The sequence below is a fragment of the Pseudothioclava alba genome, from assembly GCF_033100795.1.
Lineage (GTDB): Bacteria > Pseudomonadota > Alphaproteobacteria > Rhodobacterales > Rhodobacteraceae > Pseudothioclava.
On sequence record NZ_JAWLVI010000004.1, the window covers coordinates 147,644 to 163,252 of the forward strand.

Genomic DNA, 15,609 nt, shown 5'->3' on the forward strand with positions numbered 1-15,609 from the left:
TCCGTGTGAATATGCGCGGATGGCCTGTAAGCCGGATTTTGTCCAAGGGGCGGACCCCTCTGGATGACCATTCCTCTGGCCCTGCGGTTGCCCGCAGGATCTAGCCGCCAACCCGGACCGCTCGGGGCGAAGTTCCCCTGCCATTGCGGCGCACGGTCCCTATTCGGCGTTGCTCCCGGTGGGGCTTGCCGTGCCGGTCCTGTTACCAGTCCCGCGGTGGGCTCTTACCCCACCGTTTCACCCTTACCCCGACATGCAGGGCGGTTTGTTCTCTGTGGCGCTTTCCCTGGGGTTGCCCCCGCCGGGCGTTACCCGGCACCGTTACTTCATGGAGTCCGGACTTTCCTCGACCCCCCGGCTATCCGCGAACGCAGAGCTACGGGGCGCCGCAGCCATCCAGCCATCCGCGCGAGGAGTGCCTTACGCCCCACAGGCAGGGCGCGTCAAGAACTAGCACGAGCGCCACGCCCCGCCATCGGCGCCCGCGCGCAGCGAGAGGTCAGCAATCATCGCCATGTCGGTGGCATCCAGCGGCCCGTCGTGGCGCGGGCGAAACCGCAGCCGAAAGGCCGCCAGAAGGGTCTCGGGGGACAAATCAGGGTAGCCAAACGCCATCGCCAAAGCTGCAAAGCGCGCCGGATCGGGCGCGGGGGCCGCGGCCATCGGCTCGGGCCAGAGCGCAAGCCCCTGCCGTGCCAGCCTCAGCCAGTCAAAGCGCGGACCGGGGTCGATCTTGCGGTCGGGGGACATATCGGAATGCCCGATCACCGCCTCTGGCCCCAGCGACCAGCGCGTCAGGATACCGCCCAGAACCTGCTCCAGCGTCGCCATTTGCGGCTCGGGGAAGGGCGCAAACCCGGTGTTCGACAGCTCAATCCCGATGGAGCGCGAGTTCACATCGCCCCGCCCGCCCCAGCTTCCGGCGCCCGCGTGCCACGCGCGCATCGCCTCATCGACAAGCTGTTCGGCGCGGCCATCCTCGGAAATCAGCCAATGCGCCGAGACCTCGGCCTCGGGCAGACACAGGCGCTTGCGCGCCGCCTCGCACGAGGTCATCGCCGTGTAATGGATCACCACGAGTTCGGGCACCGCCCCATCGCGCCGCGCGCCGAAATTAGGCGACGGAAAGGTCATGGCCTTAGTTCCGCGCGGCGCGGAACGGGCGCGGGTCCCAGCCGCAGGCAAAGCCATCGCCGTCGGGATCAAGGTTCTTGCTGTCTTTCGCGGGGCCACCCGCCTCAAGGAACGCCATCTGCGCCAGATCGGGCGAGATGAACTTGGCGCAAGCCTTTTCATTTGAAATCAGATGGATACCGCCACGCTGATACAGCGCCGTGCCCGGTGCATGGGTCGTGGACAAGGCATAGGCGGCAAGGTTCGGCCCTGCCGTGCCGCTGGTGACAACAGGCCCCGTAGGGGCCGGAGCCGCAGGGGCAGACAGCCCCAGCGAGGCCATCGCATCGGCGCCAAGCGATGCCTCGGGCGTTGCAGCCGGGGCCGGTGCGGTCACGGGCTGCGGCGCAAGCGCGCTCATCGGCGCGCTTTGCGCGGCAGAGGCTTCGGACGACATCGGCATTTGCGCCGCGGCCTGCTGGCCGCGCAACTCTGCTTCGCGCTTGGCGGCATAATTCGCGTAATCGCCAAACCCGACACCTGCCCCTGAATTGGGGATCACCGGATCGCAGGCCGCGACCAGAAGAGCCGGAAGGATAAGGGCGAATTTGCGCATCATACCACCTTTACGATTACCACCATTTTTCGGGCTTGGCCGTGAACCCTGACGCTTTTTCAAGCACATAGGCATGGTTCAGCAGATCGCCCTCTTCCCACGGGCGACCGATCAGTTGCAGCCCCATCGGCAGTCCCTTGGCATCCAGACCCACCGGAACCGAAATCCCCGGAAGGCCCGCCAAGTTCACCGTCACGGTGAAGACGTCGTTGAGATACATCTCGACCGGATCAGCCGAAGCCATCTCGCCCAGACCGAAGGCCGACGAGGGCGTTGCGGGCGTCAGGATCGCATCGACACCCGCGGCAAACGCCTGATCGAAGTCGCGCTTGATCAGCGCGCGGACCTTGCGGGCGCGGTTGTAATAGGCGTCGTAGAAGCCCGCAGACAGCACATAGGTGCCGATCATGATGCGGCGCTGCACCTCGGGGCCAAAGCCCTCGGCGCGGGTCTTTTCATACATCTCGACGATGCCGTCGCCCTTGCCGAGCTTGGCGCGGTGGCCATAGCGCACCCCGTCATAGCGCGCGAGGTTCGAAGACGCCTCGGCCGGCGCCACAACGTAATAGGCGGGCAGCGCGTATTTGGTGTGCGGTAGCGAAATATCGACGATCTCGGCGCCAGCATCCTTCAGCATCGCGGCGCCATCGGCCCAAAGCTTCTCGATCTCGGCGGGCATACCGTCCATGCGGTATTCTTTCGGGATACCGATCTTCTTGCCGCGAATGTCGCCCGTCAGCGCCGCTTCGAAATCCGGCACCGCAATGTCGGCGCTGGTCGAATCTTTGGGGTCATGCGAGGCCATCGTGCCCAGCATGATCGCCGCATCGCGCACCGATTTGGTCATCGGCCCCGCCTGATCGAGCGAAGACGCAAACGCCACCACACCCCAACGCGACACGCGTCCGTAGGTCGGCTTGATGCCCACGATGCCGGTGAAGGCGGCGGGCTGGCGGATCGAGCCGCCGGTATCAGTGCCGGTCGCGGCCAGACACAGGTCCGCCGCCACAGCAGACGCAGACCCGCCCGACGAGCCGCCCGGCGTGCGCTGCACATCATCGACTTTCCACGGGTTCACAACGGGACCATAGCAGGCGGTCTCGTTCGACGAGCCCATCGCGAATTCGTCCATGCTGAGCTTGCCCAGCATAACCGCGCCCGCATCCCACAGGTTCTGGGTCACGGTCGATTCATACTCGGGCTTGAAGCCCTCAAGAATGCGGCTCGCGGCCTGCGAGGCGACACCCTTGGTGCAGAAAAGATCTTTGATCCCCAGCGGGATACCGCACATCGCGGGGGCATCACCGGCCTGAATGCGCGCATCAGCGGCCTTCGCCTGCTCCAGCGCGATCTCGGGCGTCTTGGTGCTATAGGCGTTCAGCACACCGGCTTCATCAATCGCCGCAAGGCAGCTTTCGGTCAGCGCGACCGAGGTCGTCTCGCCCTTGCGCAGCGCGTCGCGGGCGGCGGAAATCGTCAGTTTATTCAGGCTCATTCGACCACCTTCGGAACGGCAAAGAAACCCTCGCGGGCGTCGGGGGCATTGGCGAGGATCTTGTCCTGATAGCCGCCATCGGTCACAACATCGACGCGGCGCTTAAGGCGCATAGGCGTGACAGAGGTCATCGGCTCGATCCCCTCCACGTCCACTTCGTTCAGTTGCTCCATGAAGGTCAGAATACCCGAAAGCTCGCGTGCGAGCTCGGGCAGATCGTCCTCGGCCACTTGAATGCGGGCCAGATGCGCCACCTTGCGGGCGGTGTCGATGTCAATGGACATTGGGCTCTCCGGTTGTCTTGCGCACGGGTTTAGCGGCAAGGCGGGTGGCTTTCAAGCCGCGCTTCCCTCTGGCGCGATCTGCGCTAGTCTAAGGGCACGGCAAAACGGAGGGGAAGATGCGACTGACGTGGCTTGGGCATTCGGGGTTTCGGCTGGAAATCGAAGGCGCGGTGATCCTGATCGACCCGTGGCTAAGCGGCAATCCGGCTTTCCCGGCCGAGCGCCGCGCCGAGGCAATCGCAGGCGCGACCCACATTCTGGTGACCCACGGCCACGGCGACCATTCGTCAGACGCGCTGGCCATCGCGAAGGATCAAGGCATCCCCGTTGCGGGCATCTATGACCTGATCAGCTTTTGGGAGCAGCACGAGGCGATCAAGGGGATCGGCTATAACAAGGGCGGCACGATCGACCTGAACGGCGCGAAAGTCACGATGGTTCCGGCGATCCATTCGTCCTCGCTCGGGTCCGACAAGGGGCCGGTCTACGCGGGGGGCGAGGCGGGCTATATGATCGCGGGGGAAGGCCATACGATCTATGTCTCGGGCGACACCACCATCATGGCCGACATGGGCTGGATGGGCGAATATCACGCGCCCGACATCGGCATCCTCTGCGCGGGCGGTCATTTCACGATGGATATGAAGGCGGCAGCCTGGGCGGCGCAAAAATATTTCGACTTCAAGACCGTGATCCCGTGCCACTACAAGACCTTCCCGCTTTTGGAGCAAAACGCCGATGCGTTGAAAGCCGGGCTGCCGGGCGTGCAGGTGATCGAGCCACAGGTAATGGCGCCGATCACGCTTTAACGCCGCGCGGCGAAGAACTCTTTGAGCAGCCTCTCGGCCTCGGCGGCGGCAATCCCGTCATAGACCTCGGGGACGTGGTGGCATTGGGGATGCGCAAAAATGCGCGGCCCTTGCGCCACGCCGCCCGACTTGGGATCAGCCGCGCCATAATAAATCCGCGCAATCCGCGCGTTCGACAGGGCCGCGGCACACATCGGGCAGGGTTCAAGCGTCACATACAGGTCATAGCCCGGCAGGCGCTCGGATCCAGCCAGCGCACAGGCCGCCCGCAGCGCCAGAATTTCGGCGTGCGCCGTCGGGTCGTTCAGCTCGCGCGTCCGGTTGCCCGCGCGCGCCACGACCGCACCGTCCGGCGAGACGATCACCGCCCCCACAGGAACCTCACCGCGCGCGGCGGCGGCGCGAGCCTCTAGCAAAGCCTGATCCATGAATGACGTAAAGCGCATGGCCCTTCATCGCTTGGATTTCGCGGCCATTCAAGCCGCTTCCCATGTGCTGCGGAAAGATGTATGAGCGGGCCTTCGCCCGCGATGATCGCGCGCCCCCTCCCCTAGAAGGACATGGATGATATGACCTCCCCCACAGAAAAACCCCAATCCGTCGAACGCGTTGCCAAGGTTATCGCGCGCTCCGGCTATGCCTCGCGCCGCGACGCCGAGAAAATGATTCTCGCTGGCCGCGTATCCGTGAACGGCAAGGCGATCAACTCGCCCGCGCTGGATGTGGCCCCGAAGGACAAGGTTGCCATCGACGGCAAACCGATCGACGCGCCGCAGGAAACGCGGCTGTGGCTGTATTACAAGCCGCTCGGGCTGATTACCTCCGAGAAGGACGAACAAGGCCGCCGCACGATTTTCGACGAAATGCCCGAGGGTATGCCGCGCGTGCTGAACGTTGGCCGCCTTGACCTTAACTCCGAAGGGCTGTTGCTGCTGACCAATGACGGTGGGCTGAAGCGTCGTCTTGAACTGCCCGAGACCGGCTGGCTGCGCAAATACCGCGTGCGCATCAACGGTCGCCCCGTGGACACCACCTTTGACCCGCTGCGCGACGGCATCACCATCGACGGCGAGGACTTCCAGCCGATGGAAGTGACCATCGACCGCCAGCAAGGCGCGAACTGCTGGCTGACCGTCGGCATCCGCGAAGGCAAGAACCGCGAGATCCGTCGCGCGATGGCCGAGATCGGCCTGCAGGTGAACCGCCTGATCCGTATCTCGTACGGTCCGTTCCGCCTGAATGACATGAAGGCGGGCGACGTGATGGAAATCCGCCGCAAGGTGCTGCGCGACCAGCTTGGCGACCGCCTGCTGACCGGCGAAGGGCCAGAGGAAGAGGCGCCCCGCGGTCCCCGTGGCCGCTCGGATGACCGCCGCGACGGCCCTGCGCGTCGTGGGTTCGGTGACAAACCGCCGCGTCGCGACCGTGACGGGGATGATCGCGGCGAGCGCAAAGGCTTTGGCCGCCAGCGTGATTTTGCAGACCGCGACGGTGAGGATCGTCCGCGCAAACCCCGCTTCGGTGATCGCCCCTCGCGCGACGGTGATGATCGCAAGGGCGGCTTCGGCAAGCGCGACTTCGGCTCGCGCGATGGTGGCGAGCGTCCCTCGAAGCCGCGTTGGGGCGACAAGCCCGCCCGCGACGGTGACGAGCGCAAGGGCGGCTTCGGCAAGCGTGACTTCGGCTCGCGCGATGGTGGCGAGCGTCCCTCGAAGCCGCGTTGGGGCGACAAGCCCGCTCGCGACGGTGACGAGCGCAAGGGCGGCTTCGGCAAGCGTGACTTCGGATCGCGCGATGGTGGCGAGCGACCCTCGAAGCCGCGTTGGGGCGACAAGCCCGCTCGCGACGGTGACGAGCGCAAGGGCGGCTTCGGCAAGCGTGACTTCGGATCGCGCGATGGTGGCGAGCGTCCCTCGAAGCCGCGTTGGGGCGACAAGCCCGCTCGTGACGGTGACGAGCGCAAGGGCGGCTTCGGCAAGCGCGACTTCGGCTCGCGCGATGGTGGCGAGCGCAAGAGCTTTGGCGACAAAAAGCCCTATCAGCCGCGCCGCGACAGCGACGATCGCCCGCAAGGCGACCGCCCCCGCAAGGAACGCTGGAGCGCGGATGACCGCAAAGCCCCGCGCCCGCCGCGCGAGGATGGCGCCCCCAAAGGCGACGGTCAGAAGCGGTATAAATCCGACGGCTTCCGCAGCCAGTCCGATGCAAAGCCGCGCGGCAAGTTCGGCGATAAATTCGGCGGCGGCAAACCCGCTGGCAAAGGCTTTGGCGGCCGCGACCGTGACGACCGTCCGCGCGGAGATCGCCCGATGGGCGGCAAACCCCGCGCAGGCGGCTTCAAACCGCACTCGGGCGGCCCGCGCGGCCCGAAACCGCGCTCGTAACGCGGCACGCGCAAATTCTTGCCTGTCATCGGTTTTTCACGCCCCCGCCCTAGCGCGGGGGCGTTTTGCTACCTATACATATGGCGTCGGGGTATTTGTTGCGCCCCGCGAGGGGGTATGATGTCCAAGACGGCCATGCAGCGCATCGCCTTCTATCTGGTTCTCGGCCTGACCCTGACCGTTGCATTGACCGGCGGGGTATAGGGCATATGGCTGAACGGTTCGGCGGGCAGTATAGCCCCTCCCCCAAGCGCGACCTTGCCGGACGCGAGATCGACAAGCGCCCCCCTGCCCCTTTGAAGCACCGCCTTGAGGGGCGGCCGTTCTGGATTACCCTTGCCGCCGCGCCCTTCCTGCTGACAGCCTTTGGTGACGGGCTGGTCGGGCTGATCCGTGCGCTTGGTGCTTTTGCCCTGATCGGCGCGGGCGCGATGCTGACCCGCGAAGGGCTGCGGACCGAGGCCGCCTTTGACGCGCGAAGCAAAGCGCGCAAACCCGCCTTCCCGCGCAAGATTTTCGGCGCAATCTTGTTTGGCGCGGGGCTGGGGCTTGGCGCACAGGCGCCGGAAATGGGGCTGATCGGCGCGATCACTGTTGGCGCGGTAGGCGCGGTGCTGAGCCTTCTGGCCTTTGGTCTTGATCCGCTGAAAAGCAAGGGCATGGAAGGCGTCGACACCTTCCAGCAAGACCGCGTGTTGCGCATTGTGGCCGAGGGCGAGAAGCACCTTGCCGCGATGCGCGACGCGATCACCCGCACGGGCGACCACGCCCTTCTGGCCCGCATCGACCGCTTCACCACCACCGCGCGCGAGATGTTCCGCGTGGTCGAGGAAGACCCCGGCGACCTGTCCTCGGCACGGCGCTACATGGGGGTCTATCTGATGGGCGCGCGCGATGCCTCGGTCAAGTTTGCAGACCTCTGGACGCAGACCCGCGATCCTTCGGCGCGCGATGCCTACGAGGCGCTGCTGGACGATATGGAAGCGAATTACACCGCCCGCACCCGCGCGCTGATTGCCGACGGGCGCGACGGGCTGGACATCGAGATCGACGTTTTGCGCGACAGGCTCGCCCGCGAGGGGCTGGCAATGGCGCCTGTAACCCGTAAAGATTAAGCGACCCGAAGGAGGGCCAATGATGACCGAAACAACCCGCGAAAAAGCCGCCGCCGCGCTGGCCGAGATCGAAAGCGTAACGGCGGTCGTCCTGCCCGAACCGACCGGCGCCATCGTGCCGCTGGCCGAAGCCCCCGAGGCGACGAGCGCCGAAATCCGCGCCCGCATGGCCGAAATTGATCTGGGCGACACGGGGTCCATTGTGCATTTCGGCGCCCGCGCGCAGGGTGAGTTGCAGCAAATCTCTCAGGCGATGCTGGCCGATGTGAAGAACAAGGACGTCGGCCCTGCGGGTGACAGCCTGCGCCAGATCGTGACTACGCTGCGCGGGTTCTCGGTGTCCGAGCTTGACGTCCGGCGCGAGCGGAGCTGGTGGGAAAAGCTCTTGGGTCGCGCCGCCCCCTTCGCCAGCTTTCTTGCCCGCTTCGAAGAGGTGCAGGGCCAGATCGACAAGATCACCGACAACCTGCTGGGGCATGAGCATACGCTTTTGAAAGACATCAAGTCGCTGGATGTGCTCTATGACAAGACGCTGAATTTCTATGACGAACTCGCGCTTTATATCGCCGCGGGCGAGGAAAAGCTGGCCGAGATCGACGCGAAAGATATCCCCGCGTGCGAAGCCGCCGTCGAGGCCGCGCCCGAGGCCGACAAGGTGATGCGCGCGCAAGAACTGCGCGATCTGCGCTCGGCCCGCGATGATCTGGAGCGCCGCGTGCATGATCTGAAGCTCACCCGTCAGGTGACGATGCAATCGCTGCCTTCGATCCGGCTGGTGCAGGAAAACGACAAATCGCTCGTCACCAAGATCAACTCGACGCTGGTGAACACCGTGCCGCTGTGGGAGACCCAGTTGGCGCAGGCGGTCACGATCCAGCGCTCGCGCGAGGCGGCCGAGGCCGTGCGCGATGCGAACGACCTGACCAACGAATTGCTGACCGCGAACGCCAAGAACCTGCGGCAGGCCAATCAGGTCGTGCGCGAGGAAATGGAGCGCGGCGTCTTTGACATCGGGGCGATCAAGACCGCCAATGCCGAGCTGATCGGCTCGATTGAGGACAGCCTGCGCATCGCCGACGAAGGCAAGCGCAACCGCGCCGCCGCCGAAAAGGATCTGATCGAGATGGAAGCGAAGCTGCGCGACACGCTCGCCTCGGCCAAGGCCCGTCAAACCGGCGGAGCCGCCTGAATGCGCGGGCGGGCCTTGTCCTGGCGCAAAGGGGGGCTGGCGCTTGCGCTGGCGGCCCTTGTTGCCGGCTGTGTTGGCCCGCCTTTTTCACCCTTGGGAAGCGGCGCACCAAGCACATCTCCCCCCCCGCCTGACGCACCGCTGAACGATGGAGCACCGCGCTCGGAATCCTCGCAGGCGATGTCGGATTATCTGGCACGGATCGAGGCGACGCTTGTTGGTCAGGGACTTTTGCGCCAGGATGTTGCCCCGCGCGACGCGCCGTTCAACTCCCGCCAACTGGCCGAGAATTTCATCCGCATCGCGCTTTATGACGAATATTCCGCCCGCAACGGCAATTTCGTCGCCGAGCAAAGCGCCTCGCGGCTGCGGCGCTGGACGCGGCCCGTGCGGATGAGCGTCGAGTTTGGCACCTCGGTTCCGCCCGCGCAGCGCAAGGCCGACCGCGCCGCCATTTCCGCCTACGCGGGGCAGCTTGCGCGCGCCAGCGGTCATCCGGTCCGGCTTGGCTACGGGCGCGGCAATTTCACCGTGCTGATCGTGAACGAGGACGAGCGTCGCGCCATCGGCCCGCGCCTGCGCCAGATCGTGCCGGGCATCGACGAGGCATCGGTGCGCGCCATCGCGGGGCTTGCGCCCTCGACCTTCTGCGTCGCTTTTGCCTTTTCCGAGGGCAACTCGCCCGAATATAGCAATGTCGTCGCGGTCATTCGCGGCGAACACCCCGATCTGCTGCGCACCTCATGCATCCACGAAGAACTGGCGCAGGGGATGGGGCTGGCCAACGATAGCCCCCGCGCGCGTCCCTCGATCTTTAACGACGACGAAGAATTCGCGCTGCTGACGCGCCATGACGAGATGCTGTTGCAGATGCTTTACGACCCGCGCCTCAAGCCCGGCATGACCGAGGCCGAGGCGCGCCCGATTGTTCACATGATTGCCGCCGAACTGATGGGCGGAGACAGTTAAGGAGGCTCCGATGGGCATTCTCGATTTCCTGACCGGCGAATTCATCGACGTGATCCACTGGGTCGATGACACGCGCGATACAATGGTCTGGCGGTTCGAGCGCGAAGGCCACGCGATCAAATACGGTGCCAAGCTGACGGTGCGCGAAGGGCAAGCGGCCGTGTTTGTGCACGAAGGCCAGATCGCGGATGTCTTCGGCCCCGGCCTTTACATGCTGGAGACCAACAATATGCCGGTGCTGACCACGCTCCAGCACTGGGACCACGGCTTCCGCTCGCCCTTCAAATCCGAGATCTATTTCGTCAACACGACGCGGTTCAACGACCTGAAATGGGGCACCAAGAACCCGATCATCTGTCGCGACCCCGAGTTCGGCCCGGTGCGCATCCGCGCCTTTGGCACCTATTCGATGCGCGCCGCCGATCCTGCCCGCTTCATGGCCGAGATCGTCGGCACAGACGGCGAGTTCACCGCTGACGAGATCAGCTTCCAGATCCGGAATGTGATCGTGCAGGCGTTCAGCCGCGTGATCGCGACCTCGGGGATACCGATTCTGGATATGGCGGGTAATACCGCCGAGCTTGGCAAGATGATCGCCAAGGCGATTAAACCCGTGATCGCGGATTACGGCCTCTCGATCCCCGAATTCTACATCGAGAATATCTCGCTTCCCGAGGCGGTCGAAGCGGTGCTCGACAAGCGCACCTCGATGGGGATCGTCGGTGATCTGCGCGGCTATATGCAGTTCAACGCCGCCGAAGGGCTGGCGCAGCCGGGGTCCGGCGTGGGCGCTGCAGTTGGCGCAGGGCTTGGCCTTGGGTTCGGGCAACAGATAGTGCAGGCAAGCGGGCCTTGGGGCGCCTCCCCCGCCGCCTCTGCCCCGCAGCAGATCGCCCCGCCCCCCCTGCCGCCTGCGGTCGAGAAGGTCTGGCATGTCGCAGCCAGCGGCGCGGCCACCGGTCCCTTCGGGCGCGGACATCTGGGCCGGATGGCGGCGGACGGGTCTTTGACACGCGAAACGCTGGTCTGGACCCCCGGTCAGGACGGCTGGATCGCGGCGGGAGAGATCGCGGAACTGGCGCAGCTTTTCACCATCCAGCCACCGCCCCCGCCCGCGGCCTGATCGCCCCATGACAACGCCTGCGCCCGTCAGCGGCGAGCATCACTACCCCTGCCAGTCCTGCGGCGCGGACCTGCGTTTCGCGCCCGGTCAAACGCGGCTTGTCTGCGACTATTGCGGCCATGTGCAGGACATCCCGCAGGCAACAGGCCAAGGCACAGCCGTGCTGACGGAACTCGCGCTTGCCGATGGTCTGGCCGCGCGCCTGCCCGCCTCGGAGACCGAGGAACAGCGCACCACCTCTTGCCCGAATTGCGGCGCCAGCATTGAGTTTCAGGGCGAGACCCACGCCACCGACTGCCCCTATTGCGCGACGCCCGTGGTCACCGACACCGGCACAAGGCGGCTGATCAAACCGCAAGGCGTGGTGCCTTTTGCCCTGACCGAAGAGGCCGCGCGCAAGGCGCTGAGCCGCTGGCTCAAGGGGCTGTGGTTCGCGCCCTCGGGGCTGTCGGACTATGCGCGCAAGGGGCGCCGGATGCGCGGCATTTACGCGCCGTTCTGGACCTTTGACGCCGACACGCGCACCGATTACGCCGGACAGCGCGGCGACTATTATTACGAGACCCGCACCCGCACCGTCCGCGTGGATGGCCGGTCGGAAACGCGGCGCGAGCAGGTGCGCAAAATCCGCTGGCGCTCGGTCTCGGGGCGGGTTGCGCGCGCCTTCGATGACGTGCTGGTCTATGCCGCGCGCTCGCTGCCGCCCGAGTATGTGGCGGCGTTGCGGCCCTGGGATCTGTCGGACCTCAAACCTTACCGCCCCGATTATCTGGCGGGGTTCGAGGCCGAAGGCTATACGGTCGAACTCTTGGAAGGGCACCATCTGGCTCGCGCCGAGATGGTCCATGTGATCCAGTCGGATGTCCGCCGCGACATTGGCGGCGACGAGCAGCGCATCTCGCAGATGGAGCCGCAATTCACCGACGAGACCTTCAAGCACGTCCTTTTGCCGATCTGGACCGCCGCCTACAAATACCGCGGGCGCAGCTACCGGTTTGTGGTCAATGCTCAGACAGGGCAGGTGCGCGGCGACCGCCCGTGGTCGGCCATCAAGATCGCACTGGCGGTGGCTTTGGGGCTGATGGTTGCGGGCGGGTCGGCCTATCTGAAATACCTGTATGACACTGGCGCCTTGAATTAACTCCGCGCAAAAGCGATTGTCCCGAGGCTGCTAAGGGTGTAACGGCTGTTAGCGCAAACATACCCGACGGAACCGGAGGCCCCTATGATCCTGAGCTGTGGTGAATCGCTGATCGACATGCTGCCGCGTGAAACGCGCGCGGGCGAGGCCGCTTTTGCGCCCTATGCGGGTGGCGCGGTGTTCAATACTGCCATCGCACTTGGGCGGCTCGGGGCGAAGGCGGGGTTTCTGTCCGGCATCTCGACCGACCTGATGGGGGAGGTTCTTGAGGCGGCCCTTGCGCAGTCGAACGTCGATACTTCGCTCGCGATCCGCTCGGACCGGCCCACGACGCTGGCCTTCGTCAAACTGGTCAATGGCCACGCGAGCTATGCGTTCTACGATGAGAACACCGCCGGCCGGATGCTGGTGCCCGCCGATCTGCCCGCCGACCTGCCCGATGTCAAAGCGCTGTTCTTTGGCGGCATCTCGCTGCCCGTTGACCCTTGTGGCGGCACCTACGAGGCGCTGATGCTGCGCGAAGCGGCCCGCGGCAAGCTGACGATGATCGACCCGAATATCCGCCCCGGTTTCATCAAGGACGAACCCGCCTATCGTGCGCGGCTGGACCGGATGATCGCGGTGGCCGATATTGTGAAACTCTCGGATGAAGACCTTGTCTGGCTGATGGGCGAAGGCGAGATCGAACCCTTGGCGCGCGCGCTTCTGGCGAAGGGGCCGAAGCTTGTTTGCATCACCGAAGGCGCGAAGGGCGCGCATGGGTTCAGCGCCGCGCATTCCGTCTTTGCCCCCGCCCGCAAGGTCGAGGTGGTTGATACCGTGGGCGCGGGCGACACGTTCAACGCGGGCGTTCTGGCCGCGCTGGAAGAGGCTGGCGCGCTGTCGAAAGAGGCAGTTGCAAACGCGGATGCCGCGCTGATCGAGGCCGCCCTGACCCTTGGCGTGCGCGCCGCCGCCGTCACCGTCAGCCGCGCGGGCGCCAACCCGCCCACGCGCGCGGAGCTGGTCGCATGAGGGCATTGCTGCAACGCGTCTCGCACGCGAAGGTCGAGGTCGAGGGCCGCACCACCGGCGAGATCGGCCAAGGGCTGATGATCCTCGTCTGCGCGATGCAGGGCGACACCGAGGCCGAGGCCGACAAGCTGGCCGCGCGGATTTCCAAGCTGCGCATCTTCAAGGATGACGCCGACAAGATGAACCTGTCTGTCACCGACATCGGCGGGGACTGTCTGGTCGTCAGCCAGTTCACGCTGGCCGCCGATACCTCGCGCGGGAACCGACCGGGGTTTTCCTATGCCGCCCCGCCCGAGGTGGGGGAACGCCTGTATCAGCACTTCTCGGAGGCGCTGCGCAAGCTGGGGCTACAAGTGGCGAATGGCGAGTTCGGCGCGGATATGAATGTAAGTCTGCTGAACCAGGGACCGGTCACGATCTGGCTGGATACAGCGGACCGCGCTTGACTTAACGGGCGCGCTCCCGCAAGGGGGTCTGGTCCTTTGCTAATGAAAGCCGCCCGTGGAAAACTTTGATAACCTTGGCCTTGCGCCCGTGCTTCTGGAAAACCTCGGCAAGATCGGGATTACCCGCCCGACGCCGATCCAGTCCAAGGCAATTCCGCATGTGGTGAAGGGGCGCGACCTTCTGGGTCTGGCGCAAACCGGCACCGGCAAGACAGCCGCCTTCGGCCTGCCGATGCTGACGCGCATCATCAATTACGGCAAGCGCCCGCGCCCGAAAACCGTGCGCGCGCTGGTGCTGGCCCCCACGCGCGAGCTTGCGAACCAGATCCACGAGAGCCTTGGCCAGTTCGCCGATGGCGCGCCCGTGTCGATCCAGCGCGTTGTGGGGGGCGCCTCGCTGAACAAACAGGAACAAGGGCTGGCGCGCGGGGTCGATGTGCTTATCGCAACGCCCGGACGCCTGTTGGACCTTCTGGACCGCCGCGCGCTGGTGCTGTCGGAGACCAGCTATCTGGTGCTGGACGAGGCTGACCAGATGCTCGACATCGGCTTCATCCACGCGCTGCGCAAGATCGCGAAACTTATTCCGGCCGAACGCCAGACGCTTCTGTTCTCGGCCACGATGCCGCCCCTGATGGAGGAACTCGCATCTTCTTATCTGACCGATCCGATCCGCGTTGAGGCCTCGCCCGCCGGTAAGCCCGTCGACAAGATCGAACAGGGCGTGCATTTCACCACGCAAAAGGAAAAGGCCACGCTGCTGGCGCAATATCTGGGCGAGCATAAGGGCGAGCACGCGCTGGTGTTTTCGCGCACCAAGCATGGATCGGACAAGCTGGCGAAGCTCTTGGAGAACTGGGGCTGGTCGGTCGGCGCGATCCACGGCAACAAGTCGCAAAACCAGCGCGAGCGCGCGCTGGCCGCGTTCCGCGCGGGCGAGCTTGAGGTGCTGGTGGCGACCGATGTCGCGGCGCGCGGGCTTGATATTCCGCTGGTCGAGCACGTCTATAACTACGACCTGCCGAATGTGCCCGAGAACTATGTCCACCGGATCGGGCGCACCGCGCGCGCGGGCCGTCATGGCCGCGCCGTTGCCTTCTGTGCGCCTTTGGAAATGGGCGACCTGCTGGAAATCGAAAAGGCGATGAAGGCGAAAATCCCGGTGATCGGCGGCACCCCGCACGAAGACCCCGAAGGGATGCGCCCCGGCGCGCGCTCGCGCGCGAGCCAGCAGAACCGCCGCGATCAGCAGCAGAAATCCCGCCCGAAGAAAAAGAAAAAGCCCACAGGTGAGGCACAATCGGCGGCCCCTTCGGCGCCCAAAGCGGCCAAGCCCAAGCGTCGCCGCAACGGCCCGCCCAAAGCCGCAGGCGGCAACGCGCCGCCTAAACGCCGCGGTTAATGCGTCGTCTCGTCTTCGAGATGCAGCTTGATATCCAGTAGCACTTTTTGCAGCGCCTGCGTCTCGGACAGCAGGCGTTTTGCCTCGTTGATGGTGATTGTGTTGTCCTGAATTGAGATGTGATACTCGCTCATCAGCATCGCAAACCGCTGGCTCAGCGCCACGATGTCCGAGTTCAGATGCCCCTCGTCCTCGTTGCGGCGCTCGTCATCGAAGGACAGCGTCACCCCCGTCAGATCGGCCAGCGCCTGCGTGACATGCGGGTAGCCTGCGGCCTCCTCCAGATGGGCCACCACATCGACCGGCATGAAGCGATCGGCGTTCTCGGCATCCATCGAGTAATACCGCCCGAGCGTCGCCTTTGACTTGCCGCAGATCTCTGCCGCCCGCTCGATCCCGATCGCCTTTACCAGCGCCTCGGTATGTTTCTTCAGATAGCCACCGACACGATCCGCCACGCCACGCCTCCTTACAGGGGGAAATCACCACACCCTTTCCCATTAGCCCGC

At 65.2% G+C, this 15,609-nt stretch carries 16 protein-coding genes and 1 other RNA gene; 10 read left to right on the plus strand and 7 right to left on the minus strand.

Annotated features, from left to right (window positions below):
* Nucleotides 1-11 precede the first annotated feature (11 nt).
* The 5 genes from rnpB to gatC all read right to left on the minus strand — a co-directional run bounded on the left by rnpB (nt 12) and on the right by gatC (nt 3,508).
* An RNA gene (gene rnpB, locus RYZ20_RS10705) (RNase P RNA component class A) lies at nt 12-408 on the minus strand.
* A 42-nt stretch (nt 409-450) separates the two neighbouring features.
* Complete coding sequence (locus RYZ20_RS10710; RefSeq protein WP_317673303.1) at nt 451-1,134, minus strand: N-acetylmuramoyl-L-alanine amidase; 684 nt, start codon at nt 1,132-1,134, stop codon at nt 451-453.
* A 4-nt stretch (nt 1,135-1,138) separates the two neighbouring features.
* Complete coding sequence (locus tag RYZ20_RS10715; protein ID WP_317673305.1) at nt 1,139-1,729, minus strand: hypothetical protein; 591 nt, start codon at nt 1,727-1,729, stop codon at nt 1,139-1,141.
* A 16-nt stretch (nt 1,730-1,745) separates the two neighbouring features.
* Nucleotides 1,746-3,224: an Asp-tRNA(Asn)/Glu-tRNA(Gln) amidotransferase subunit GatA gene (gene gatA / locus RYZ20_RS10720; protein WP_317673307.1), complete on the minus strand. Its 1,479-nt coding sequence runs from the start codon at nt 3,222-3,224 to the stop codon at nt 1,746-1,748.
* Nucleotides 3,221-3,508, minus strand: coding sequence for an Asp-tRNA(Asn)/Glu-tRNA(Gln) amidotransferase subunit GatC (gene gatC / locus RYZ20_RS10725; protein ID WP_317673309.1), 288 nt, complete (start codon nt 3,506-3,508; stop codon nt 3,221-3,223). Before gatC ends, gatA begins: the two co-directional genes overlap by 4 nt.
* 116 nt (nt 3,509-3,624) lie before the next feature.
* Here gatC and RYZ20_RS10730 point away from each other — a divergent pair, with 116 nt between their 5' ends.
* Nucleotides 3,625-4,317, plus strand: coding sequence for a metal-dependent hydrolase (locus tag RYZ20_RS10730; protein WP_317673311.1), 693 nt, complete (start codon nt 3,625-3,627; stop codon nt 4,315-4,317).
* On the opposite strand, the gene RYZ20_RS10735 is transcribed toward RYZ20_RS10730, so the two are convergent.
* Complete coding sequence (locus RYZ20_RS10735; protein ID WP_317673313.1) at nt 4,314-4,763, minus strand: nucleoside deaminase; 450 nt, start codon at nt 4,761-4,763, stop codon at nt 4,314-4,316. The genes RYZ20_RS10730 and RYZ20_RS10735 overlap by 4 nt on opposite strands.
* A 123-nt stretch (nt 4,764-4,886) precedes the next feature.
* On the opposite strand from RYZ20_RS10735, the gene RYZ20_RS10740 reads away from it, so the two are divergent.
* From RYZ20_RS10740 to RYZ20_RS10780, 9 genes are all read left to right on the plus strand, one after another.
* Nucleotides 4,887-6,701: a pseudouridine synthase gene (locus tag RYZ20_RS10740; protein ID WP_317673315.1), complete on the plus strand. Its 1,815-nt coding sequence runs from the start codon at nt 4,887-4,889 to the stop codon at nt 6,699-6,701.
* A gap of 209 nt (nt 6,702-6,910) precedes the next feature.
* Nucleotides 6,911-7,816, plus strand: coding sequence for a 5-bromo-4-chloroindolyl phosphate hydrolysis family protein (locus RYZ20_RS10745; protein WP_317673317.1), 906 nt, complete (start codon nt 6,911-6,913; stop codon nt 7,814-7,816).
* Nucleotides 7,817-7,838: 22 nt separating this feature from the next.
* Nucleotides 7,839-9,005 carry a toxic anion resistance protein gene (locus tag RYZ20_RS10750; RefSeq protein WP_317673319.1) on the plus strand — a complete coding sequence of 389 codons (1,167 nt, stop codon included), beginning with the start codon at nt 7,839-7,841 and terminating at the stop codon, nt 9,003-9,005.
* On the plus strand, nt 9,006-9,974 hold the full coding sequence (locus RYZ20_RS10755) for a DUF2927 domain-containing protein (protein WP_317673321.1): 969 nt from the start codon (nt 9,006-9,008) through the stop codon (nt 9,972-9,974).
* A 10-nt stretch (nt 9,975-9,984) separates the two neighbouring features.
* Nucleotides 9,985-11,097 carry an SPFH domain-containing protein gene (locus RYZ20_RS10760; protein ID WP_317673323.1) on the plus strand — a complete coding sequence of 371 codons (1,113 nt, stop codon included), beginning with the start codon at nt 9,985-9,987 and terminating at the stop codon, nt 11,095-11,097.
* Nucleotides 11,098-11,104: 7 nt separating this feature from the next.
* A complete protein-coding gene (locus tag RYZ20_RS10765) occupies nt 11,105-12,238 on the plus strand; it encodes a TFIIB-type zinc ribbon-containing protein (protein WP_317673325.1) in 1,134 nt (377 codons plus the stop codon).
* 84 nt (nt 12,239-12,322) lie between these two features.
* The gene (locus RYZ20_RS10770) at nt 12,323-13,252 is read left to right on the plus strand and encodes a carbohydrate kinase family protein (protein ID WP_317673327.1); all 930 of its coding nucleotides are present in this window, start codon (nt 12,323-12,325) and stop codon (nt 13,250-13,252) included.
* Entirely contained in the window at nt 13,249-13,698 is a 450-nt protein-coding gene (gene dtd / locus RYZ20_RS10775; protein ID WP_317673329.1) for a D-aminoacyl-tRNA deacylase, read from the plus strand. Before RYZ20_RS10770 ends, dtd begins: the two co-directional genes overlap by 4 nt.
* Nucleotides 13,699-13,753: 55 nt before the next feature.
* Nucleotides 13,754-15,100: a DEAD/DEAH box helicase gene (locus RYZ20_RS10780; RefSeq protein ID WP_317673331.1), complete on the plus strand. Its 1,347-nt coding sequence runs from the start codon at nt 13,754-13,756 to the stop codon at nt 15,098-15,100.
* On the opposite strand, the gene RYZ20_RS10785 is transcribed toward RYZ20_RS10780, so the two are convergent.
* Entirely contained in the window at nt 15,097-15,558 is a 462-nt protein-coding gene (locus tag RYZ20_RS10785; protein ID WP_317673333.1) for a hypothetical protein, read from the minus strand. The genes RYZ20_RS10780 and RYZ20_RS10785 overlap by 4 nt on opposite strands.
* Nucleotides 15,559-15,609 lie beyond the last annotated feature (51 nt).